Origin of the sequence: Lysinibacillus sphaericus, assembly GCF_005217585.1 — a bacterium.
Classification (GTDB): domain Bacteria; phylum Bacillota; class Bacilli; order Bacillales_A; family Planococcaceae; genus Lysinibacillus; species Lysinibacillus sphaericus.
Window position 1 is genome coordinate 632,797 of sequence record NZ_SZPT01000002.1, and the last position, 23,416, is coordinate 656,212.

General features: G+C 37.1%; 22 protein-coding genes. 7 read left to right on the forward strand and 15 right to left on the reverse strand.

Annotated elements, in window-relative coordinates; translation table 11 throughout:
- Positions 1-92: 92 nt before the first annotated feature.
- Positions 93-1,772, reverse strand: a complete 1,680-nt coding sequence (locus FC748_RS08710) for a formate--tetrahydrofolate ligase (RefSeq protein ID WP_108030528.1) — start codon at positions 1,770-1,772, stop codon at positions 93-95.
- A gap of 215 nt (positions 1,773-1,987) precedes the next feature.
- Here FC748_RS08710 and FC748_RS08715 point away from each other — a divergent pair, with 215 nt between their 5' ends.
- Positions 1,988-2,188 (forward strand): cold-shock protein, encoded by a 201-nt coding sequence (locus FC748_RS08715; protein WP_004269397.1) that lies wholly within the window; start codon positions 1,988-1,990, stop codon positions 2,186-2,188.
- A gap of 65 nt (positions 2,189-2,253) precedes the next feature.
- Here FC748_RS08715 and FC748_RS08720 read toward each other — a convergent pair whose 3' ends face one another.
- Positions 2,254-3,039, reverse strand: a complete 786-nt coding sequence (locus FC748_RS08720; RefSeq protein WP_108030527.1) for a VOC family protein — start codon at positions 3,037-3,039, stop codon at positions 2,254-2,256.
- 337 nt (positions 3,040-3,376) lie between these two features.
- Positions 3,377-4,120, reverse strand: a complete 744-nt coding sequence (locus FC748_RS08725; protein WP_238600188.1) for a response regulator transcription factor — start codon at positions 4,118-4,120, stop codon at positions 3,377-3,379.
- A 124-nt stretch (positions 4,121-4,244) separates the two neighbouring features.
- On the opposite strand from FC748_RS08725, the gene FC748_RS08730 reads away from it, so the two are divergent.
- Both FC748_RS08730 and FC748_RS08735 read left to right on the forward strand, forming a co-directional pair.
- A complete protein-coding gene (locus FC748_RS08730) occupies positions 4,245-5,711 on the forward strand; it encodes an amidase (protein WP_108030526.1) in 1,467 nt (488 codons plus the stop codon).
- Between the two features lie 200 nt (positions 5,712-5,911).
- Positions 5,912-7,891 (forward strand): alkaline phosphatase family protein, encoded by a 1,980-nt coding sequence (locus FC748_RS08735; RefSeq protein WP_108030525.1) that lies wholly within the window; start codon positions 5,912-5,914, stop codon positions 7,889-7,891.
- A 49-nt stretch (positions 7,892-7,940) separates the two neighbouring features.
- Here the strand turns inward: FC748_RS08735 and FC748_RS08740 are convergent, their stop codons facing one another.
- The 9 genes from FC748_RS08740 to FC748_RS08780 form a co-directional block, all read right to left on the reverse strand.
- The gene (locus FC748_RS08740; protein ID WP_108030524.1) at positions 7,941-9,089 is read right to left on the reverse strand and encodes a cyclically-permuted mutarotase family protein; all 1,149 of its coding nucleotides are present in this window, start codon (positions 9,087-9,089) and stop codon (positions 7,941-7,943) included.
- Between the two features lie 305 nt (positions 9,090-9,394).
- On the reverse strand, positions 9,395-10,588 hold the full coding sequence (gene nagA, locus FC748_RS08745) for an N-acetylglucosamine-6-phosphate deacetylase (protein WP_108030523.1): 1,194 nt from the start codon (positions 10,586-10,588) through the stop codon (positions 9,395-9,397).
- A 53-nt stretch (positions 10,589-10,641) separates the two neighbouring features.
- Positions 10,642-11,496, reverse strand: a complete 855-nt coding sequence (locus FC748_RS08750; protein WP_025219222.1) for a MurR/RpiR family transcriptional regulator — start codon at positions 11,494-11,496, stop codon at positions 10,642-10,644.
- Positions 11,497-11,512: 16 nt separating this feature from the next.
- Entirely contained in the window at positions 11,513-12,403 is an 891-nt protein-coding gene (locus FC748_RS08755) for an ROK family protein (protein WP_307723615.1), read from the reverse strand.
- 41 nt (positions 12,404-12,444) lie between these two features.
- Entirely contained in the window at positions 12,445-13,134 is a 690-nt protein-coding gene (locus tag FC748_RS08760) for an N-acetylmannosamine-6-phosphate 2-epimerase (RefSeq protein WP_108030522.1), read from the reverse strand.
- Positions 13,135-13,160: 26 nt separating this feature from the next.
- Entirely contained in the window at positions 13,161-14,000 is an 840-nt protein-coding gene (locus tag FC748_RS08765; RefSeq protein ID WP_108030521.1) for a carbohydrate ABC transporter permease, read from the reverse strand.
- Between the two features lie 12 nt (positions 14,001-14,012).
- Positions 14,013-14,897 carry a carbohydrate ABC transporter permease gene (locus FC748_RS08770; RefSeq protein WP_233433800.1) on the reverse strand — a complete coding sequence of 295 codons (885 nt, stop codon included), beginning with the start codon at positions 14,895-14,897 and terminating at the stop codon, positions 14,013-14,015.
- Between the two features lie 69 nt (positions 14,898-14,966).
- Complete coding sequence (locus FC748_RS08775) at positions 14,967-16,364, reverse strand: ABC transporter substrate-binding protein (RefSeq protein WP_108030520.1); 1,398 nt, start codon at positions 16,362-16,364, stop codon at positions 14,967-14,969.
- 146 nt (positions 16,365-16,510) lie between these two features.
- The gene (locus tag FC748_RS08780; protein WP_108030519.1) at positions 16,511-17,422 is read right to left on the reverse strand and encodes a dihydrodipicolinate synthase family protein; all 912 of its coding nucleotides are present in this window, start codon (positions 17,420-17,422) and stop codon (positions 16,511-16,513) included.
- Between the two features lie 393 nt (positions 17,423-17,815).
- Here FC748_RS08780 and FC748_RS08785 point away from each other — a divergent pair, with 393 nt between their 5' ends.
- Entirely contained in the window at positions 17,816-18,718 is a 903-nt protein-coding gene (locus tag FC748_RS08785; RefSeq protein WP_108030518.1) for a PucR family transcriptional regulator, read from the forward strand.
- A gap of 101 nt (positions 18,719-18,819) precedes the next feature.
- The gene (locus tag FC748_RS08790; protein ID WP_108030517.1) at positions 18,820-19,977 is read left to right on the forward strand and encodes an oligosaccharide ABC transporter ATP-binding protein MsmX; all 1,158 of its coding nucleotides are present in this window, start codon (positions 18,820-18,822) and stop codon (positions 19,975-19,977) included.
- A 239-nt stretch (positions 19,978-20,216) separates the two neighbouring features.
- Here the strand turns inward: FC748_RS08790 and FC748_RS08795 are convergent, their stop codons facing one another.
- Entirely contained in the window at positions 20,217-20,750 is a 534-nt protein-coding gene (locus tag FC748_RS08795) for a hypothetical protein (protein ID WP_108030516.1), read from the reverse strand.
- Positions 20,751-21,026: 276 nt separating this feature from the next.
- Between FC748_RS08795 and FC748_RS08800 the strand changes: the two genes are divergently transcribed.
- Together FC748_RS08800 and FC748_RS08805 are read left to right on the forward strand one after the other, a co-directional pair.
- Positions 21,027-21,515, forward strand: a complete 489-nt coding sequence (locus FC748_RS08800) for a flavin reductase family protein (RefSeq protein ID WP_108030515.1) — start codon at positions 21,027-21,029, stop codon at positions 21,513-21,515.
- Between the two features lie 109 nt (positions 21,516-21,624).
- Positions 21,625-22,041 (forward strand): YhfM domain-containing protein, encoded by a 417-nt coding sequence (locus FC748_RS08805; protein ID WP_024363459.1) that lies wholly within the window; start codon positions 21,625-21,627, stop codon positions 22,039-22,041.
- Between the two features lie 116 nt (positions 22,042-22,157).
- Here the strand turns inward: FC748_RS08805 and FC748_RS08810 are convergent, their stop codons facing one another.
- Positions 22,158-22,313 carry a YezD family protein gene (locus FC748_RS08810; protein WP_080653350.1) on the reverse strand — a complete coding sequence of 52 codons (156 nt, stop codon included), beginning with the start codon at positions 22,311-22,313 and terminating at the stop codon, positions 22,158-22,160.
- A 373-nt stretch (positions 22,314-22,686) separates the two neighbouring features.
- Complete coding sequence (locus FC748_RS08815; protein ID WP_024363458.1) at positions 22,687-23,361, reverse strand: phosphopantothenoylcysteine decarboxylase domain-containing protein; 675 nt, start codon at positions 23,359-23,361, stop codon at positions 22,687-22,689.
- Positions 23,362-23,416: the final 55 nt, after the last annotated feature.

Below are 23,416 nucleotides of genomic sequence, written 5' to 3' on the forward strand. Positions count from 1 at the left end.
ATTGTGAATGTTTTACCCGCGAATTGAGGTATTTTATCCGCGTTTTTTTAAACTTTACCCGCGAAACAACTACTTTTACCCGCGGTTTTTAATTAAAACAACCCGACCGCATGTCCTTCACGATCGACATCCATACGTAGGGCAGCTGGCTGTTTAGGTAAACCAGGCATCGTCATAATATCACCTGTTAAGCAAACTAAAAATCCTGCACCAAGCTTTGGAATGACTTCACGAATCGTTACGGTAAAGCCTTCAGGACGTCCTAGTAAACTTGGTTGGTCAGATAACGAATATTGTGTTTTGGCCATACATATCGGCAACGTATCCCAGCCGAATTTTTCGATTTGTGCCATTTGTTTTTTCGCTTGGTCTGTAAATTGGACATCTTTCCCGCCGTAAACTTTCTGCACAATAGTACGTACTTTTTCTTCAATTGATTCGGTTACATCATATAAAGGAGAGAAATTATTTTCTTCATCTAACACAGATATTACTTGTTCTGCTAAGGCTAATCCACCTTTGCCGCCCTCTTCCCAGACATTCGTACGGGCAATGCGCACATGATTTTCTTGACACCAGTTTAGCACGGCTTCTAGTTCTGCTTCTGTGTCTGTAATAAAACGATTTAACGCGATAATTGGTTCAACACCAAATGTACGAATCGTCTCCACATGTTTCGCTAAATTTTCGATGCCTTGTAACAGGGCAGGCACGTTTTCTCCAACAAGTGCTGTTTTCGCTACTCCGCCATGCATTTTCAATGCGCGAATTGTTGCCACGATGACTACCGCACTTGGTTTAAAACCTGCTTTACGTGCTTTAATGTTCATGAACTTCTCAGCGCCTAAATCGGAACCGAAGCCCGCTTCTGTTACGACGATATCAGCTAGCTTACGTGCTGTTTGTGTTGCCATAATGGAGTTACAGCCATGTGCGATATTCGCAAATGGGCCGCCATGAATAATAGCAGGTGTCCCTTCTAATGTTTGCACTAAGTTTGGTTTGAACGCATCTTTTAATAGCAGCGTTAGTGCACCTTGTACTTGTAAATCACGCACAAATACTGGCTCACGATCAAATGTATAACCAATCACGATGCTTGCTAAACGCTCACGCAAATCATCTATGCTAGTTGCCAAACAAAATACCGCCATAATTTCAGAGGCAACTGTAATATCAAAGCCATCCTCACGTGGCATCCCTTGTACTGGTCCACCAAGACCGATCACCACTTTTCGAAGCGCACGGTCATTCATGTCCATCACACGTTTCCAAATGATACGACGAGGATCTATGTTTAAAGCATTCCCTTGATGGATATGATTATCAATAAATGCTGACAGCGCATTGTTCGCTGTTGTGATGGCGTGTAAGTCACCAGTAAAATGTAGGTTAATATCCTCCATCGGTACAACTTGTGCATAGCCACCACCCGTTGCGCCCCCTTTGACACCCATTACTGGGCCTAGGGAAGGCTCACGCAATGCAACAACAACATTTTTCTTTAATTGATGAAGGGCATCTGCTAACCCAACCGTAACTGTTGATTTTCCTTCACCAGCTGGCGTTGGACTAATGGCGGTCACTAATACCACCTTTGCATCCTCACCATGAGCTGTTATTTTTAAAGGATCGATTTTAGCTTTGTAGCGACCGTATTGTTCTAATGCATCCTCTGGAATGCCGGCCGCTTTGGCGATGTCTATAATTGGCTTCATTACCGCTTGGCTAGCAATTTCTAAATCTGATAAAGGTTGATTTTTCGTTGTCATATGGAACCCTACTTTCTCTATATATGATTCAACTCCATTATAGACTTTATTGTGAAAGAATACACAGTTAGTTATGCAATATTTCGACAATCAATTGACATCTCTAATGAATTCATGTATGTTCTAAGAGAAAATGCAATTTTTCATATTTTTTCAATTATGTCACGATTTAATTGATAGTATTTTACATTCAAGCGCATTGGAGGCGAATGCTTATGCAACAAGGAATCGTAAAGTGGTTCAATAACGAAAAAGGTTATGGCTTTATTGAATGTGATGATGGAGAAGATGTATTTGTACATTTTACGGGCATACAAGAGGAAGGCTTCCGTACACTTGAAGAAGGGCAAAAGGTTTCATTTGATGTAGTGGAAGGCAATCGCGGTCCGCAAGCATCCAATGTTGTGAAATTATAAGGTACAAGGAGCTGTTCAACAACTGAACAGCTCCTTATTTATAAACGGTCCTACTTTAAACATCTCTAAGGGTTAAGCCAATAAAATGCCGAAGGAAACATTAATGTTTCCTTTGTTCGTTCAGTATCCTTCAATGTCACTCCGAAAGGCCCTTCACTTTTATGTCCAAGCATCATTTTTGTAGCAGCAGCTTCTTCATAGAAATCTAAACGAATATTTGGCAAATGTAGGGCAATAAACTCGGAATGTACAACTGGCTCCGGTAATTGTAATACTTCATGCCATAACTTTGCTGTTGCCTGTGCATCTTGCACATAAAATTGCACAGATTCCATTGAAATCGTTTGTGATGTTGTTACCGCCCCACTGGCTATTAACTGCGCATAGCGCTCCTCATCTCCATCAGCCCACTCAATAAAAAATGGAAAATCAATTGCTTGCCCTACTTTCCCAAAATGCAATAGTTTCCAATGCACAACTGATCCATCTGGTCTCGTTCGACTACAAGCATCTGGTCCATAAACATCGAAACCAAGAGCACTTAATCGTTGTGCCTCTTGCTCTATATTTGTTGTACGTAAAGCAATTCTTGAAAAACCATAGCGCTCATTGTTCTGTTTGAACGTATAATGCAGAGAATACGGTAATTTAGCCGCTTCCTCAAATAGTGCATGATCGTATACTGCTATTTGTTCAATATAGCTTAATCCAAAATAGCTTAACGTATTATATGTCCCCCACATTGTGTGTTGCCCACCATTCACGGTATGGATATGACGTTTATTTAAAAAGACTTTCATATTTTCTGGTGACTGAACTTGATGAACTAAATGATCAAAATACAAAGTCATACTTCTACCTCCTTTTGTCCTTTCATTATATACTTTACCAGTTAGTTTTGTTGGTTTAAATTAAAATTAAAAATATTTAAATAGTTATAGTACTTTCTCTATACTATGAAACTATTTTAAATGATGTCATTCAAGGCCTACAATGGATTTTGTTTTAAGATTTTGCGAAGTTTGTAGCTGCTTAAGAGGATTGTAATTGAAAAAATAGACTAAAAAAAATGACCAATGCCAGTGTTCTTTCTTAACATACAACACTGCTATTGGTCATTTTTTATGGGATGGATAAGGCGAGTAGTTAATATTTGTTTAACGTAAGGATTACGTTTTGTACATCATTTTATATACGAAAGTTGTCAGCATATTTTAACACGAGCTGCGTTCGGGAAGTGACTTGAAATTTCCGATATAAATTTTGCAGATGCTTCTTCACCGTATTTTCACTGACATATAAAATACTAGCAATTTCTGCATTTTTAAACCCTTTACATAAATAGCGTAACAGTTCCTTTTCACGTTGGGTAATTTGCAATGATTGTGCTGGCTGAACGTATTGATGTAATAAATAACTATTTTCAATCAAGCGCTTCACAACTAATAGCTTTTGTCGATCCTGTTCGGTAAAGGGCTTTTCCCCCTTTTTGCGCAAAAAGCCAATTGCCGCGGATGGCTTATGTTGTATAGTCAAATACATCACCATTTCATCTATAAAATCATGGTATTGTAAAAAGGTTTCTATATAATAACGCTTATTCTTTCTTGATATCACTTCGTTTTGTTGCATTAATTGAATATCAGGCTGGTTTTGCATATTCATCGGATGTAAAGGATCATAAAATTTATATACATTTAAATAATTTTCCACTGTATACGCTTCTACATTAAAACACACTGGTTGATTAGTTAACTCGTCATCTATCACTTCCCAGAATATAGCATGCTCGTAGTGACAACATTCACTTAATACTTGCAAAACATTCAATTTAAAATCTTCACTTGTTTGTTGCAAATTAATATTTGAAATTCTAAACATTGCTTCTAGTAAATAGTTCACCTCTTTTATTTCGAAAAATATTATAATCACCTCTATCCTCTCTTTTAAACACATATATTCTCTTTAAAGCAATTTTATCCTTTTGGGTAATGTTACTTTTTCATTTATCATTTTAAAATAAACTTGTAAGTCAAACTAATAATGAGGTGATCAGATGAATTTACAAGAATATGCTTCCTATGATGGGCTTGGATTAGCAGAGTTAGTAAAAACAAAGCAGGTGACACCGCAAGAACTTACAACATTAGCGCTACAAGGAATTGACAAAGTGAACGCTTCGATTAATGCCGTTGTTAGCGTATTAGAGGAACAGGCTGAAAAAGCAATGTCAACTTTACATGAACAACAACCATTTGCAGGTGTCCCCTTTTTAATTAAAGAACTTGTCATTCATGCGGAGGATGTGCCACATAGTATGGGCAGTCGTATGGCAGAAAAGGCGGTGATGTCCGTTGACAGTGAATTAATGAAACGTTTTAAAAACGCAGGTTTTGTATTAAGTGGTACAACGACAACACCGGAATTCGGTTATAATGCTGCAACAGAAGCTGTGGTTTACGGCCCTACTCGTAACCCATGGAATCTAGACCATAGCCCAGGAGGTTCAAGTGGTGGAGCATCTGCTGCTGTTGCTAGCGGCATTGTCCCTATCGCACATGGTAATGATGGTGGTGGATCACTTCGTATTCCCGCATCATGCAGTGGTGTCATCGGTTTAAAGCCCTCACGTGGCCGCGTACCGATGGGCCCTTACAATAGCGAAGCATTAAATGGACTAGCCATTGAATTTGCCCTTACTAAAACCATTCGTGATACCGCTACTTTACTGGATCAAGTAGCAGGGCCAGACTTAGGTTGCTACTCGGTTATACAAAGCCCAGAAATGCCCTATAGTAAAGCGATACTACAAAAGGGAAGACCACTAAAAATCGCCTGGACTACAGCAACTAATTCTGGTGTATCCGTCGATATGGAATGTATTGAGGCCGTTCATAAGACGGTAAAATTATTAGAACAGTTAGGGCATGAAGTAGTTGAAGCACGACCAGTTTATGACCAAGCAACCTTTTCCAGTGCAACGGTCAATATTTGGACAGCGAATATTTATAAAATGATTGAAGGTGCTGCCGCATTAACTGGGAAAACACCTTCACGCGATCATATTGAAGCAGCCATTTGGCAGTGTTATGAATATGGCAAAGAGTTAAAGGCTAGTGCACTATTAGAAGCCATCCATACCAATGCCCTTGTGTCACGCCAAGTTGGAACATTCTTTACGGATTATGATGTGCTATTAAGTCCAACAATCGCCACTTTACCAGCCAAAATCGGGGAGCTAAATGCCAATAATCCAACTATTTCAGCAATTGAATGGACAGAACAAATTTTCACATACGCACCGTTCACAAACTTGTTTAATGCAACAGGTCAACCATCGATATCATTGCCACTTGCGATGAGTGCGTCAGGCTTACCAATCGGACTCCAATTTACAGGGCGCTTCGCAGATGAGCTAACACTGCTTCAGCTTGGGAAACAATTAGAGGAAGCGGTTCCATGGAAAGACCGTCTTCCACCCGTACATGTAGGTACTGAAGTTGCAGAAATTGCTAGAAAGTAAGAAAAAGGAGGTGCAAGCATGAATCTTGCACCTCCTTTTTCTTGTTTATCGACATTGGACATTCTATTAAGTCAAACGTTTGAAATAGGAGACAACGGGTATTGTTTGGATAAAGGCGCTTCGTGAATGAATACATAGCTAAAGGATAAGCGTTTAGGTGCTGTTTCAATTGTTAGTTAGTCTAAGAAAGGATAAGAAACATGAAAAAAACTTTATATGCAAGCATCATCGCTCTAAATTTATGTTTTTTTACCATCATGCAGGATGGTAAAGCAAAGGAAAATGATGAAACGGAACGAAAGATTGTCCTTATCTCATTTGATGGCATGAAAAATGACTATACTAAAAAATATATACAAGAAAATAAATTACCTCATATCAAACAAATGTTAGCAAACGGGGTTACTGCAAAAAATTCTTCTACCATTACCCCTTCTCTTACTGCCCCTTCACACGCAGCCATTGCCACAGGGGCGACACCGAAACAGACGGGCATCGTAAGCAATCATTTTCACGAACCAAATACAGCTATCGATAATGAAGAAAGTGGTTTCCAAGCAGAAAGCGAAGTACCGCCCGTGTGGGTAGAAGCTAGGAAACAAGGCAAAACAACCGCTACTATCGCTTTTCCTGGAGCAAATCCTAAAGAAGAAAAACAAGGTGATTTTGCTATTTATTTTGGTGAAACATGGTCTCCAAGCACTTTGGAGTCATTAACCTTTCAACTAGCTTCCGCATGGATTGATGCCCCTACAAGCTACAGCCCTATTAAGGAAACCGAATTGTCTATTGACATGAAAAATGAAAAAAATCGCCTTCTCCATATTTTAGCGATTGACTCGTCTAACGATCAAATACAAAACTATGACACCTTTATAGTATCTGCAGATAAAAAGGTCGATGCGGAAGACGTGATGGTAACAGCAAAGGAATGGGGAGCTCTTTCCTTCCAGTTAAAAGACTCTCTGTCCGCAGGTTTTTACTTTAAAGTAAAAGCCGAGATGCAAGACCTTAGCCATCCTGTAAAGTTTTATAGAACGGCCGTAACTTCTAGCTTAATTAGTGGTCCTAAAGGATTTTCCGATGAGATTGAGCAACAATTTGGTTTTTATCCTGTCCAAGATGACGACAGTGCCCTAGAAAAAGGATGGATTACGAGAAAGGAATATGAAGAAATCAGCGCCCGATCTGTTATGTGGGTTACAAAAGTTGCTCTTTATATAAAACAGCAATACAACCCTGATTTACTTATGTTTTATACGCCCCATATAGATCATGAACAGCATAAGTATTTATTAATCGATCCACGGCAACCAGACTTTTCAGTTAAAAAGTCCGAAAAATATATGGGCTATATCGAATGGTCATATCGTTTAGCGGATCAAGTAGTTGGTGAAACATTAAATTCCTTGAAAAAGAATGATGCATTATTTGTCGTCTCGGATCATGGAATGGAACCAGCCCATACTACTCTTTTCCCTAATAAAGTATTAAAAGATGCTGGGTTATTAACTGTAGATGAAAAAAACAACATAAACTATGCGCAATCAAAAGCTTACGCCATTCCTAGTGGCTCCGCGGCACATGTCTATATTAATTTGAGAAACCGTGAAAAGAAGGGAGTTGTACCACGTGAACAATATAAACATGTCCGTAGCCAAATCATGCAAGCTTTTAAAGAGGTAAAAGTCTCGGATAATAAGGAAGCACTTATTCAATATGATGTGCAAAAAATGAAAACTGCCATTAAAGTAGAGAGCTTTTCATTCCCTACTGTCCAACATCATATCAAAGATCTTTGGCACCATCTTTTGAAACCAAAAATTCATCCCTATGAAAAGGTCATAAAAAATACAGACGACAATAGTACCCTTTTAGAACATCAAAACGCAGGTGATGTTCTATTAATTGGCGCTCCTGGCTATGTGATGGGCAGCGACATGGAAAAAAATAGTGCACCACCGATTGAATTAGGGACACATGGAGGAGATGCTGCTAGAAAGATGTTACAACCTATTTTTATCGCTACTGGGACAGCTATTGTAAAAGGGAAAGAAATAAACACCACATCTAATTTAGATATTGCACCAACGATTTATCATGTACTTGGCTTAGATATCCCCTCATTTGTTGAAGGCGAAATTATTGAAGACATTGTTACCGTCCAAAAAAGGGAATGATTCACACAATCATTCCCTCAAAGTATGAGCAACACGCAACCGTTTGTTCTTAATCGAACAATAGTGTACCCGCATAAATTGCGTTTGTTCTTACCCCTGGTTTAATTTCTCCATTTATAGAATAAATGTTGCCATCCATTAACACTAAGCCCTCACCACAAGGTGCATCAAATGGGACTTTTCCTACAGAACGCCAAGTATCTTCTTGCGCATTATAGATGAGTACATCTTTATTCCACTTAAATTCATAAGGGTCTGCAGTAAAGTATTTTGTTCTAAATGCCAAAAGTTCATCATCTTTTAATGTCCCTAAATTTTTTACTGCATCATCATAAACTTCTTTATTGAAACCGCCAATGACCATCATTTCATTGTTATTTAATTTGACTGAATTAGCGCCAAGTAAAGATAGCTCTTTGTCATCCAGTTTTACAGAGGAGGCTTTGGACCATTGATTTTTTTCAATATTATATTGGTAACCATCTGTATAGGCAACAGATCCGCCACCACTAAATACATAAAGGTTTCCATTTAATATTTGGGCCACACTTTGGTTTCGAACACTTTCCCCTGGTATCGAAGCTAGCTCTTTTATTTTCAATGTTTTTAAATCATATTCATATAATTTATTACTTTCTTTTGCATTTTGCTTACCAAGTCCAATATACAATTTACCATTCTTTTCAGCCGCTATCCCATCACTAAATGTAAATGGCAAATCCCCTATTTTCTCTACTTTCAATTTTTGATTTTGGTCAACCGTCAATAATGTGATATCATCTGCATATTCTTTGTCAGGACTGCCACCAATATAATAGATTCCCTTTTCTGTCGTGATAGACGCTCCATAACCAATCTCATGATTAAGGTTCGTATGCTCTACCAGCGTTAACTTGTTGTTATCTTTTTTATAGACATAGACATCGGAGTAATGTTTCTTTGCCCCTCCATTTAAAACTGTATCATAAGGGAAATTAGCACCTCCTCCTACGATTAAATAATCTTTATAAGAGCCAGCTAAGACGCCAGCTGTTCCAATATTCTTGTCAAATCCTTTTTGTGCCTTAAGTTCTCCTGCATATTCCCATGTTATTCTGTCCACTGATTCTCCGTCCCTAGAAGCTTCTACTTTTTTATTTGCCATACCAACACCTAAAACCAACATTGATGCCATAGCTACTACCAAAAATTTTTTCATACGTTCGCCTCCTCTTTATTTGGAAATATAAATTTCTTATTATGGATATAAAAAATAGTGCGCAAATCACCTCCTTTGGGGGATTGCTTTTATTTCTAAATAGCCCTATAAAAATTCTAAATATTCCGAATATTTAAGTGTGAAAAAGATTATTCTTTTGAAGGAAAACGATAAGAAAAGAGGTGAAAATAGCGTTTATATTAAACGACGGACATCGTAACAAAATCTATGTTGAAACGATACTTACTAGTATTTAAGAAAACAATCAGCTTCTTCGACAACAAAACTCCTTAAATAAACCAATGCTAGTCATCCATTGATAGTTCTTTTTGATAAGATAGGACACCTCTACAAAAAGTCATTAGTACCTCGTAATGATCGTCTAAAACTACTATATCTGCATCCTTCCCTACTGCAATACTTCCTTTTCGATGACTAATATTTAACTGCTTTGCAGGATTTCTTGACGTCATGTTAATAACATCTTCCAGTGTACAGTCATCACAGTAATGCAGCATGTTTTTCATTGCATCATCAAGTTTTAACACACTGCCCGCTAATGTGCCATTTTGTAATTCAGCCGTACCATCTTTCACGAAGACCAACTGACCGCCTAAATCATAATTGCCATTTTGTAAACATTTTGCACGCATGGAATCTGTAATTAAAATGAGCTTCTCACTTTTTTTACTTTGATATGCTAACTGAATCATTTCAGGACATACATGAATGCCATCTACAATTAACTCAGCATATAATTCTTCCAGCAACAAAGCAGCCCCCGCGACGCCCGGCTCTCGGTGATGCAATCCTTTCATTTGATTAAATAAATGCGTTACTTGCGTAGCCCCCGCAGCCATTGCCTTTTGGACTTGCGCAAATGTCGCATTCGAATGGCCGATTGAGATGACAACACCATGTTGTTTCAAATACTGGATTAGTTCCAAGCCCCCTTTTTGCTCAGGAGCCAACGTAACTAGTTTAATGGTTCCTTCAGCTAGCTTTTGCCATTTTTCAAATAGCGAGATTTCTGGCAGCACGATAAAATCCACTGGTTGAGCCCCTGCCATGCTAGGGTTCACAAATGGCCCTTCTAAATGAACCCCTAGCACCTCTGCCTGACCTGGTTGTTGATGATTTTTTATAAAATTTGCTGCGTTTTTTAACGCCTGTGAAATATGGTCGTCCGATTGTGTCATTGTCGTCGCTAAAAAACTCGTTGTCCCTTCCTGGGGCAATGCTCCGACAATTGTTTCCAGCGATGCAATTTCTCCATCCATTACATCAGCACCAGACGTACCGTGAATATGAATATCAATGAGGCCAGGTATTACGTTATGTCCCTGTAAATCAATGATAACCGCTTGCTCATCCGTTCTATAATTGTGCATCCATCCTATAGCTTGAATGTTCATACCCGTCATCTTTATAAATCCATCATCAATAATGCCATTTTCTGCATATATTTTGGCATTCGTTAAAACAATTGATTGTTCCATCAACCTCACTCTCCCCACCAATCAATTTACTTGTCCGAATATTTTGTCTGCCTTTATAACATCTTCTCTATAACCGCTTGTGCAGTCAGTTCTTTGTTATGAACGGAGTCCTTATTTGTTTTCTTAAAGTATTCTAAATAGAGTAAATCTAAAAGATAGAGCTGTGATATTTTTGCAGATAAACTGCCCCCTTGAAGTGGCCCTTCATTCGCGCCGCAAAGCAATGTAATATCAGAAAAACTTGTTAAAGGAGACTTGGCAAATCTCGTGATTGAAATAATTTTTGCCCCTCGTTCTTTTGCTACTTTTGCTACTTCAATTGTATCCTTCGTTGAACCCGAATAAGATATAAGCACAGCTACGTCTTGCTTTGTCATTAAAGCAGCAGACATAATTTGCAGATGTGAATCGAGCGAACACTCGGTTTTATTCGTAATTCTCATAAACTTGTTTTTGGCCTCCATTGCTGTCATTAAGGACGAGCCGACGCCAAAGAAGTGAATTCTTTGGGCATTAATCATGCACTCAACAGCTAGTGCAATATCCTGTTCCGATAGTAAATTAAAGGTTTCCGTTAGCGCTTGAACGTTTGAAGATAAAACCTTCGACGATAGTTCCGCAATTGTATCTTGCATCGTAATGGCACTAGATAGTTGCGGGGTTTCATTATCGAGAGAAATGCTATGAGCTAACATAATTTTAAACTCCTGATAGCCTTTTAAATCCATCGTTTTACAAAATCGAAATACACTTGATTCTCCTACATGACACGCATCAGCCAAATCGGTAATCGACATGTAAATAACATCTTTAATATTTTCGAGAATATAATCAGCTACCTTTTTTTCCGTGTTAGTAAAAGAATTGTATCTCGAATGAATAAGTGAAAATATATCTTGTTTTGCCATTTTAATACTCCTTCTATTAATCGCCTCGTAAATGAAGTGACACAGCACCTAAAACGCCGGCTTTATTTCCAAGTGAGGCTTGCATAATTTTAACATCTGTGAAACTCTCCATCGTTAACGCTTTCACTTGATGTGCTATAATCTCAACAAGATGATCTTGCTCCATAACACCACCACCTATTATAATCGCTTGAGGATTAAAAATGTGAATGAAGGAAGTTAACCCTAATGCTACTTCTACTATCCAATCTTGAAAAACCTTTTCTAAGCTTTTTTCTCCCTGATGCATTCTTTCGAAAATGACTCTACCATTTATAAAGTCAGCGTTTATTTGCTGTGCTTTTTTTATTAAAGCCGTTGTCGAAGCGTACGTTTCATAACATCCTTGCTTACCACAGTTACACTTATTACCGAAAGGATGCGTAATCACGTGCCCAAATTCTGCTGCTAAGCCATTATGCCCTTTATAAATTTTAGAGTCTATGATAATGGCACCACCAATACCTGTACCATAAGTTAAACAAATAAAATCATGATAGTTCTGTGCTGCACCAAAATGCTTTTCCCCTAGGGCAGCTGCATTGACATCATTTTCAACTTTAACAGGCACTTTAAAATGCCTCTCGAGAATTTCCTTTAATTTAGTTCCCGTATAGTTTGGAATATTATCATTAGCATAAATAATAGAACCATCTGCACTATTAACCTGACCTGCCGTACTAATGCCTATTGCTTGAAAGCCTTGAAACTCATGGATTATCTTAATTAGTTTTTCAACTAAATACTTTCCGCCTTTGTTACTTTCCGTATCATATTCTTTAAATACTTCTAAGCGTCCATTATAATCTGCGATCCCTACTTTTATCGATGTTCCACCAATATCAGCGGCTAATATTTTCACTTGCATCATCCTTTAAAACACTATTCTTCTTCGTCTAGCAATCTTCACTATTGTATAGCCTGAACGAATCTTTTCGTAATTTCCATCGGTCTAGTGATTGCTGTACCGATCACTGCTGTATGAACACCTAAATCAAAAACGCGTTTCAATTCGTCTGGAGTCCAAATACCACCTTCCGCAATAACAGGAATCGGAAAACTTTGGACTAATCTTTTAATTAACGCTGTATCCGGCAATTTTTTATCATTTGTATATTCCGTATAACCACTTAATGTTGTACCTAAGCAATCAAACCCAAGTTCATAGGCCACTTTTGCTTCTTCATACGTGGAGCAATCAGCCATAAAAATTTGGTCTTTAAATGTTTCCCTAATTTTAGGGAAACATTCGCTAATCGTGGTGCCATCAGGTCGTATCCTTTTCGTTGCATCTAGCGCAATGATATCTACCCCCTCCTGATAAAGCAATTCAATCTCATGAGCAGTAGGTGTTATCACTACGTCGGACCCTTCACACGTCTTTTTTATAATACCAATAATCGGCAGTTCTACCATACGCTTAATTTCTCTAATATCTTCAATACTATTTGCCCGAATGCCCTTAGCTCCCCCAAGCATCGCCGCATAAGCCATTTTCCCCATAATAAAAGGGCTGTGAAGAGGTTCTTCTGGAAGTGCCTGACATGAAACAATCAGTTGTCTTTTAATACCGTCAAATACTTTTTGTTTTTTATTCATTTGCATACATCTCCATGGATAAACATTTACTTATCTGCTCCAATCGTTATTCCTTTTGTAAAGTACTTCTGGAAGAAAATAAATATCAGTAACATCGGAATTGCTGCTACAGTAGCACCAGCCATCTTATAAGCAAAGTTAGGATTTAAATCTTGCATTAAGGTTGCGATTCCTACCATTAATGTTTTGGAATGAACGTCTTGCCCAACAACAAGTTGCCATAAATAGTCGTTCCAAACTTGCACAAAGTTAAGAATAAATAAAGCACCTATACCCGGTTTAACTAATGGCAACATAATCTTAAAAAATATACGGAATTCGCTTGCGCCATCGATTTTGGCCGCTTCTCTTAATGAATCTGGAATGGTATCAAAAAATCCTTTTAGTAAAAATACCCCGAAGGCTGTTGCGACATTAGGCCAAATCATACCACTTAATGTATTGACCATATTCATATCTTGAATAATTCTAAATAGCGGAACAATCATAACCTCTTTAGGTATCATTAAACTTGAAATAAAAATAATGAAAATGATGTTTTTCCCTTTAAATTTCAATTGGGAAAAGGCATAGGCCGCAAGTGAACTAACAACAATTAAAGCAAATGTGGACATTAAAGCTACAAACAAACTATTATAAGTCCATATAAAAGCTGGCTGATTGTTAAATACATCTACATAGTTACTAAAGTTTAAGCTTTTTGGAAACCAATCTGGTGGCATTTTTACTACATCCGCACTGTTCTTAAAGGAACTTGTCACAAGCCAATAGAGCGGGAAAAGACTTAAACCGGCAAAAAATAGTACAATGCAATTTGTTATGATTTCTATTTTTTCTCTTTTCCTCTTGTTGTTCTTTCTTCGCATACTCGTTCACCTCTAATTCTTCTTGAGCATTGTTCTTAGCTGTGGCGTAGATAACACTAATGTAATGAGGAACATAATTACACCTACTGCAGAAGCAATACCAAGCTGATTATACTTAAATGCATTATTGTATAAGTAATACATGAGTGTCGTAGAGGCGTTGTTTGGCCCTCCACCTGTTAATAACTGAATAACGACAAATATTTTAAGTACTGCGATAATATTCATAATAATAATGTAAATCGTCGTCGGTTTAACCATTGGAATAATGATTTTGAATATGATTTTCATGCGACTTGCACCATCGACTTCAGCCGCTTCAAAAAGTTCCTTTTGCACCCCAATCATAGAGGCAATATAAAGGATAATGGCCTGCCCCACATTTGTCGCAAATGTAACGAAAATAATGACTGGTAATACCCAATTCGTATCCCCTAAAAAGTTGACGGAGGCTAGTTCCATTTTTCTTGCTATAAAAGGAATAAGTCCATTTGCAGGGTTTAGCAAAAAGCTCCATATCATACTCATAACAACCGCCGAGACCATTACCGGAATATAATATGCACCTTGTATAAAAGACACATATTTCGCATTTTTATCAAATACAGTAGAGGCAACAAACAGGGCAAAAAACACCGTCAGCGCGACAATACATACTACAAAAATAACGGTGTTGATTGTAGACTGAACGAATACAGGATCACTAAATAATTTTTTATAGTTAGCAAAACCAACAAACACTTCATCTTGATAATTTATTTTAAATAAACTTAAACGGATTCCTTCTATAATAGGGTAAACTAAAAATATAAGAAAAAGTAAAATTTGAGGTGCGATAAACAAGTAACCTGTCATATTTTCTTTAAACGATTTTTTATTGATTTTCATCGCTATCATTTACCTTTCTACAATTTAAGCCCCAGCATCTAGGGGCTTAAATTGTTGTAAAGTTATATACACGCCATGCTATTTTTTATAAATTACAGAATCTGCTTTTGATTCTTCAATTACCTCATTGCCTTTTGTTTCATAATCTTTCACAACCTGCTCCGCCGTTTTTCCACCCGTGTATAGTGCTTGTAGTTCTGGATATAAAACTTGTCTTAATTGGCTGTAGCCCGGTACGTTACCTGTGAAGTTAAACATGTAAGGGTCGTTAGCAGAATACGCCTCGAAATAAGGCTTTTCAGATTTGAACTCGTTGGCAACTGATGTTCTAACAGGTACACCATTTTTAGAAGCCTTGACAAGTTCAGCATCTGTGGAAATAAATTTCACAAAATCTTTACTAACTTTTATTCTCGTTTCATCTTTTGTGTCAAATACAGTTGCACCCGTTACATACGTGAACGATAATGGATCGCCACTTTCAGAAGGAATGTTTGCTAGTCTTATATCAAACTTAGGCGCTTTTGCACTTTCCATATCAGCCTTTGCGTTATTGAATAATATTGCGTTAGTAAAACTAATTGCAAGCTGTTGATTTTGGAACATCGCATTCACGTCATTTGAAGAAACGGATTCTACCCCTGGATTTGTTAAGCCATCATCGTAAATTTTCTTTAACCAATTGGCTGCTTTCACACCGTTAGCATCATCAATGATTAAATTGCCGTTGTTATCAAAAAATGGATTGCCAAACATTCTTAAATAAGCAAGATTCCAAGTATCACCTTGATTATTTAACGCATATAATCCCATAGGGTACGCATTGGAATATTGATCTTTCGGTATATCGGACTTTAACTTGTTTAATATGTTTTCATAGTCAGCTAGTGTCCAAGTTTTAATTTCATACTCTCCACCAATGTACTCGTCTAGTCCTGCAGCTTTAAACATGTCCGCATTGTAAGCTAAAGTACCTGGGTTATGCGAGAACGGGAAGAAGTACACATCTTCACCAAATGTCACACTGTCCCAATAACCTTGAGCAATATCTTTTTTTGATTGCTCATCCACAATATCATTTAATGGTACTAATGCTCCTCTATGCGCGTAGTCTCCCATGGCAAATACACTTTCAAAGAACACATCTGGAGGTGTTCCACCATTCAGATTGACATTTAATAGCTCATCTCGTTGCTCCCCTGCAATTACCTCTACATTCACCTTAACGTTATGCTCCTTATACTCAGCAGCGAAACGCTCCCCTGCATGTTTGAAGAAGCTATCATAATCTGCTCCATTTTCAGAAGCATCTAAAACCCCTTTCCATTGCGGAGTTAACCATACTTTTAGCTCTACCACATCAGATGAACTAGAGCTAGATTTTGAACTATCAGTAGAATTACTTGTACATCCTGCTAGCACTGAAAGTACAAACAAGATTGCTATTGCAGTTGCGAAATAACGCCTTTGAAACATAAACGACTCCCCCTTATGAATGTCATTAAAATAAAATTGCCTATATGAAAGACAAGCTTTTTATTAGCTTGTGTCCTCCCCTATGTGAAATTACACTTGTAATTATCGACAACCTTTATTACTAACGGTTGACCTTTTCAAGTGGACTACCCTTTATACTTTTGGATGGCGTTGTCGATTAACGCTTTAATACTAGCGATTTTATTTAAATCGTCACCCGATACCGGCTCTAATGGAGCTCTGACACTGCCTATATGAACCCCGTTTTGTTTTAAAATTTCTTTAATCGTGGAATATAGAGAACCATTTAACGAACATAAAGCAACGATAATATCATTAATATCATGTTGAATTTTTCTAGCATTCGCGAAATCCCCTGCTGACACAAATTTTTCTGCCATTAAAAATAGCTCAGGCATCACGGCATATGTTCCACCAATTCCGCTATCGGCACCGATTATTCTGCCTGAAACGTATTGCTCATCAGGCCCATTAAAGACGATAAAATTGTCACCGGCAGTAGCCTTAAATCTTTCAATATCCATAACAGGCATAGAAGAATTTTTTACCCCTATCACTTTTTCATTTTCTATTAGTTTTTTAAAGAGATTGAGTGAAAGGTCAAAACCTGTCGTTTGTGGGATATTGTAAATAATAAATGGCATTGTCGATGCATCCATAATTTCCGTCCAATACTTATAAACCGAACTTTCTGAAAATTTAAAGTAAATAGGTGGAATGGCCGAGACAGCATCATAGCCTAATTCTTCTGCATATTTTGCTAAAATTACACTATCCCTTGTTGATGGTGCCCCCACATGTGCGATTAATGTAAGCTTCCCTTTTAGTTGGTGTGCCACATATTTTAGGGTCGCTTTTCTTTCTTCTAAGCTGTGATAAATACATTCTCCTGAACTTCCACCAACGTAAAGCCCTTTAACACCTTTTTTGTATAAATAGTTACACAATTCTTTCGTTCTACTTTCAGATATTTCTCCTAGCTCATCATAACAAGCATAAAAAGCAGGAATGATTCCTTTATATTTTTCTAAATTCACCTTTGAACACCACCTAAAAAGTTTTTATATCATTGTCCGTTGACAAAACACCACGAAAATAGCATGGTTTAATGCCCTATTTTCGAAATGATAAAGCATGGCATTAACCTCTTGCGTTTTTTAAACGCCAAACATTACTGTTAACGCTTACAAGTAATATTATAACAAGTCAAAAAAGTTGTAAATAATTTTCTTTATTTTTTTAATTTACGGAGAAAAATTCCACCTTCGTAAACAATAATAAAAAACTACTCCTTATAGACATGACCGAAATCTATTTAAAAGGACCGATATAAAAGGCTTCAGACTAGCCCACTTGATGTCTAGAAGTATTTAAATTGTTTTACAGATGAAGATACGATTGTTTACAATCAGTCTAAAAAGGAGAAACCAATGCTTAAGAAATTAGAAAATTATTTTCAGACTGCCTTTACAACTACCTATAATGCACAAGACAACAGTAAATATTGGTTTATAACAGAGGATAATTGTAAATTCGGCATCGTCAAAACAGCCCTTTCAGATGCCGAACGTAATCTTTTACTGACTTTATTTCATCCCATAGACAATACGATGAGTGGACAAAATAACTCTAGCGTTCAACAAAAATGGTATGATTTTTTAAACAACGATGGAAAAGAGCTACCCTTTTTACAAGATGTAAAGACTTTGCGTTTTTGCTATTTCTATCTCAAACAACCAATTGATGATTTACATAATTTTAAAGAGGCCATTACAGGAGGATTTCAGCAACCGGTAATTTTAATGATGGACGATACACATGGCATTATCGTAGAGGAAAAGCCTCAAGTCGTTTTTGATAAAGAGGCATTTAGCCAACTAAGTGACACATTAACGAGTGATTTTTTTGTTAAAATCTATAGTTATATCGGTCAACTGCATCAAGCTGATTTATTCGTAAAAGAAAAGTTTAGCTATGAATACCAATGTTTCAAAGCAATCCATCGATTCGCTGATCGTGAAAAATCACTCACATTTCACGAAGCATTGCCTTTATTACTCATTAATGCTCCATCATTCGTCAACAAAAACATACTCTCGAATTTGTTTGTTGAAAGTATGCAAGGACAGGAGATGCTTGATACAATTCAAGTCTTTTTACAATGTAATTTAAACGCATCTTTGACTGCAAAAAAACTTTATATTCATCGCAATAGCCTACAGTATCGATTGGACAAGTTTATAGAAAATACAGGAATCGATATTCGATCCTTTGCCAATGCCGCATTTGTTTCACTCGCTATGTTGTTGCTAAAATCAGAAAATTATTATTAGTTGTTCAATGTGCCCAATGATATTTTGTGTAATGTATACATATACATTTTGCATAATTTTCTCTTATACTCTAAAAAACCATTACAAGGGAGATGAACCAAATGGCAGAACTAAAATTACAACATATTTATAAAATCTATGATAAAAACGTCACGGCTGTAAAAGATTTTAATTTGGACATTGAAGATAAGGAATTCATTGTTTTCGTAGGTCCTTCAGGTTGTGGTAAATCTACCACATTACGTATGGTCGCGGGTCTCGAAGAAATTTCTCAGGGAGATTTAATCATTGATGGAAAACGCATGAATGATGTTGCACCAAAAGATCGTGATATCGCCATGGTATTCCAAAACTACGCCCTTTACCCACATATGAGCGTATATGAAAATATGGCATTTGGATTAAAACTGCGCAAATTACCGAAAGATGAAATTAACCGTCGTGTCAACGAAGCCGCACGCATTCTAGGTCTTGAGGAATATTTAAATCGTAAACCGAAAGCACTTTCGGGCGGTCAACGGCAACGTGTGGCATTGGGACGTGCCATTGTTCGGGATGCGAAAGTATTTTTAATGGATGAGCCTTTATCGAACTTAGATGCCAAGCTACGCGTTCAAATGCGTGCAGAAATTACTAAACTTCATCAACGCCTACAAACAACAACGATCTATGTTACCCATGACCAAACGGAAGCTATGACGATGGCAACGCGCCTCGTTGTTATGAAAGATGGTATTATTCAGCAAGTAGGAGCACCAAAAGAAGTTTATGAGCAACCTAAAAATGTTTTTGTTGGCGGTTTTATCGGCTCCCCTGCCATGAACTTCTTTACGGGTACGCTTACCGATGGCAAACTCAACATTGGCAGTACTTCTATTGCTATTCCACAAGAAAGAATGAAATACTTACTAGCGCAAGGCTACAACCATAAAGAAATTATAATGGGCATACGTCCAGAAGATTTCCACGATGAACAGGCGTTTATTGAATCATCGCCAGGGTCTAGAATCGAGGTAACGATTGAAGTGGCGGAATTAATGGGGGCTGAAATCATGCTCTATTCACAGGTCGAAGGGCAGCAATTTATTGCACGTGTGGATTCACATGCCAATGTTAAACCTGGTCAAGTTATCCCACTAGCACTCGATATGAACAAAGTCCACTTCTTCGATAAAGACACTGAAAACCGAATTATTCCAGGTGATAACAAACATAACGAAGACAATGAGGACAATGAAACACCACTTGTTGTAAACTAAAAAAGGCGACTAATAACCAAAAAAGTGTTAGATTGGGCGCAATCAATCTAACACTTTTTACATGGTCATTGCTGTTTGCTACGGCGTTGCATTCCACGGTCTATTCTTATTTGAAATGAAAAAAGACTGTAGAACCGATTTTTATCGGTTCTACTTTATAAATTATATTAATATCAATACTTTATTTTTAATCTTAACTACTTTTCTCTCTTGTCATAATCCAATGCTTTTAAATTGATTTATATACGGGTTTTTAATTTTTGAATTTTTTCAATTTGGTAGCTGTATCCAGTCAAATCAAGTTCTTTTACAAGAACATTAAAAAAGACTTCAGCACGATTCAAAAAGATTCCTAATAACATTTTTTGTTCAAATTCTAACACATGATTGTCGTTATCAAATAAAAATTGTATTTTTTTATTTTTTAATTGCTTTAATTGAATTCTAACTGGTTGATCGGGAAAATAACATTTCCCAATTCCTTCTTCTAAGTATTCTTCAATACCATTTAAAATATATGCCCATAGCTCCGGAAGATAATCCCAATATCGAACACCTAAAATCTCTTTATTATATTTTTTAATAGATACCCCCCCATCAAGTGTAAGAAGGCCGTCTTCTATATATTTACTCCGATTATTATTGATAAAAGAAACAAATTCATCCCAGTTATCATTTATGCTTATCGTGTACTTATCAGGATTATTTACCGCATCTTCCAAATCGTTTATAGTTCTTTTTACAATAAATTCGTTAATTGTTACGATCTCCATTATATATTTACCTCACATTCATTTAATCTGTCCCTTTAATATCTCCATCTAGCAATAACTGCTACTGAAACAAATGACTAAAGATAGAATAACGTAGAAGCCCAGATACCCCATCAGAAATTAAAAAATCCTTTCAATGAATTGTTTTAAAATAATTGATTGAATCACGCTTTACAGTTGCTAGATTATTTTGTAGGCTTATCCATAATAGAACGAAGAAAATGCTACAAGAACAAACAAACGGATTTCTCCATAACATAACAAGAGGTGATGTGTATGACGGACAAAGTAACTGCATTTAAACAGGCATTAGGGAATTATCCAACAGGTGTCACAGTTGTTACAGCTTGCAATAATCTAAATGAACCGATTGGCTTAACGGTCAATTCCTTTGCATCGGTTTCCATAGATCCGCTTCTCATTCTATGGTCATTGGACAAAAAATCACAACTACATCCATTTTTTAGTACTACAGAAAAATTTGCGGTCAATATTTTAGCGCATGAGCAAACACATTTATGTACGGTATTTTCAAGTAAAATCGCTGACAGATTTGCGCAAGTTCATTGGTCTACTTCTGCACATGGTTTACCTATTTTGCATGATACGTTAGCTACGCTACAATGCGAAACATATAATAAAATTGATGCAGGTGACCATACGATTTTTATTGGGCAAGTTTTACAAATTGATAATAGACAGAAGGAACCTTTGCTCTATCACCGTAGACATCTTGGACAAATTCCAACGACCTTTTACCAATAATCTGGTTTAAGTAGGTATTTCAAATTTCCCCTTTGAGATACCTTTTTTAACGTTTTAAAATCGCTGCTCATCGCAATATTACGAGTGTAAAAGGAGTGAAACGATTATCATGCCCGATTATAGAAATATACTTGTCCCTTTATTATTCGTTTTCATTATTGCAGGTTGTACAAGCTTAGAAAAACAAAAAATTGAAGTTCAAAAAATGGCAGAAGACGGAGCTTATGAGGATTTCAAGGAAATTACCCATTCCAAAGAGGTAAAAGCGGTTAAACAAATACTACATCATGCTGACTGGGAGAAACGAAAAGTCGATATGGCAAGATTGCCAGACTATGAGTTTATATTTCAATTTGTTAATTCCAATACCAACGCAAAAGCCATCACTTATGCCGTTTGGATTGCTCCAAACAAAAACACACTAGAGGTCGTACAAGGTGAACAGCAATATGTTCATTTGAACGAAAAGGATTCTAGCACTTTGTTCGAAGCATTAACAGACAGTAAACTAGCAGATGTCAAATAAAGAAACATTTAGTGCGTTTTTTCGTTTATCGATTTTTAGTGTAAGACTACCTATGTGGCGTCAAAGGGCGCTTTTAAGGTAGTCTTTTGTTGAGTCTTCCGCATTCTATTAAAACTTTACTTTTTCTGTGGAAATCTTTGCTTTTCAAGTCGATTAATTTGTACAATCACACCATCTTGAATGGTAATTTGCACTTCACCAAATTCCAAATTTTGAATGGCCTTCGCAATCACTTCTAATTTCTTATCATCAATCTTAGACAGTTGAGACATACGATACACCCCTTCTTTTTTCACTTTTTGTATAAAAGACATTCAAGCATCAAAATGACTAGTTCTCTTATCTCTAAAGATAGTACTGAATTTGCATTTTACTCTCCTAGCTTCAGTACTACGTTTCTTGGAAATAATTCTATAATTCAGAAAACCTATTGTCAATATAAACATTATAAAACCTAGCTGAATACTTTGTAATTAAGGAAAAAGTTTCATTTTTCCCTTACAATTCCATATTTTTAATAACTTATTTCATCGATAGTGGTAGTGGCAAGTGGTAAATCACCTTTACTTTATTCATATTTTGGAACGGAATGATGTATGACAACAAAAAAACTGTGCAGAATATCATCTTCTACACAGTTTGTTGTTATACATTTTGTAAGTAATTCATCAATACTTTTGCCGTTTCTTGTTTGCCAATTACTTTGATGGGATCACCTTGTGCAGGTACAATCCAATGAGGCTCTTGACCACCGTACAGCGATTGCGAGCTATTAGCAACCATGCATTGTGCGTTCGCCGTTTCCATACGAAGACGTGCACGCGATAGTAAGAACTGTTCATCCTCTGTTGCCTCTAGCTTAAAGCCTACTAACGTGACATTCGGTTGCCAGCCCTTTATTTGTCCTAACACTTTCGGTGCTTTTTTAAAGTGAATAATAGGAGGCTCGTCTGACGGCATTTTACCCGCACCTTCCATGAGATTGCCCGATTGATCGTAAACTTTATCAATTACCCAATCAGAGCCGGCCGCTGCCATGATCACGATATCTACTTGTCCTTCCTGTACCGCATGGCGAACCTTGTCACCTAAATCTTCAATCCCCTCAAAGCGTACAGTACGCATTTTATCTTGGTTAACTGGAAGTTGTGCAAAATAGCCATGCATATAGATAACATCTGCCCCAGCTTCTAATGCTGCTTCAGCCAAATAGCAGCCCATCGTCCCCTTCGATAAATTCGTATGCCCGCGCACACGATCCCATTTTTCAAGTGTTCCCCCACTTGTAATGAGTACGGTTTTTCCTTGTAATGTCCCCACTCACACTCACCTTTTCTTTTCAAACTATCATGAAATACTAAGCTTTCTTCATGTT

Coding starts and splice junctions, on each gene's coding strand:
- FC748_RS08805 (WP_024363459.1), top strand. CDS start 21,625: ATGCCCGATTATAGAAATATACTTGTCCCTTTATTATTCGTTTTCATT.
- FC748_RS08765 (WP_108030521.1), bottom strand. CDS start 14,000: ATGCGAAGAAAGAACAACAAGAGGAAAAGAGAAAAAATAGAAATCATA.
- FC748_RS08770 (WP_233433800.1), bottom strand. CDS start 14,897: ATGATAGCGATGAAAATCAATAAAAAATCGTTTAAAGAAAATATGACA.
- FC748_RS08800 (WP_108030515.1), top strand. CDS start 21,027: ATGACGGACAAAGTAACTGCATTTAAACAGGCATTAGGGAATTATCCA.
- FC748_RS08810 (WP_080653350.1), bottom strand. CDS start 22,313: ATGTCTCAACTGTCTAAGATTGATGATAAGAAATTAGAAGTGATTGCG.
- FC748_RS08760 (WP_108030522.1), bottom strand. CDS start 13,134: ATGAATAAAAAACAAAAAGTATTTGACGGTATTAAAAGACAACTGATT.
- FC748_RS08715 (WP_004269397.1), top strand. CDS start 1,988: ATGCAACAAGGAATCGTAAAGTGGTTCAATAACGAAAAAGGTTATGGC.
- FC748_RS08730 (WP_108030526.1), top strand. CDS start 4,245: ATGAATTTACAAGAATATGCTTCCTATGATGGGCTTGGATTAGCAGAG.
- FC748_RS08790 (WP_108030517.1), top strand. CDS start 18,820: ATGGCAGAACTAAAATTACAACATATTTATAAAATCTATGATAAAAAC.
- FC748_RS08755 (WP_307723615.1), bottom strand. CDS start 12,403: ATGCAAGTGAAAATATTAGCCGCTGATATTGGTGGAACATCGATAAAA.
- FC748_RS08720 (WP_108030527.1), bottom strand. CDS start 3,039: ATGACTTTGTATTTTGATCATTTAGTTCATCAAGTTCAGTCACCAGAA.
- FC748_RS08735 (WP_108030525.1), top strand. CDS start 5,912: ATGAAAAAAACTTTATATGCAAGCATCATCGCTCTAAATTTATGTTTT.
- FC748_RS08750 (WP_025219222.1), bottom strand. CDS start 11,496: ATGGCAAAACAAGATATATTTTCACTTATTCATTCGAGATACAATTCT.
- FC748_RS08740 (WP_108030524.1), bottom strand. CDS start 9,089: ATGAAAAAATTTTTGGTAGTAGCTATGGCATCAATGTTGGTTTTAGGT.
- nagA (WP_108030523.1), bottom strand. CDS start 10,588: ATGGAACAATCAATTGTTTTAACGAATGCCAAAATATATGCAGAAAAT.
- FC748_RS08785 (WP_108030518.1), top strand. CDS start 17,816: ATGCTTAAGAAATTAGAAAATTATTTTCAGACTGCCTTTACAACTACC.
- FC748_RS08775 (WP_108030520.1), bottom strand. CDS start 16,364: ATGTTTCAAAGGCGTTATTTCGCAACTGCAATAGCAATCTTGTTTGTA.
- FC748_RS08795 (WP_108030516.1), bottom strand. CDS start 20,750: ATGGAGATCGTAACAATTAACGAATTTATTGTAAAAAGAACTATAAAC.
- FC748_RS08710 (WP_108030528.1), bottom strand. CDS start 1,772: ATGACAACGAAAAATCAACCTTTATCAGATTTAGAAATTGCTAGCCAA.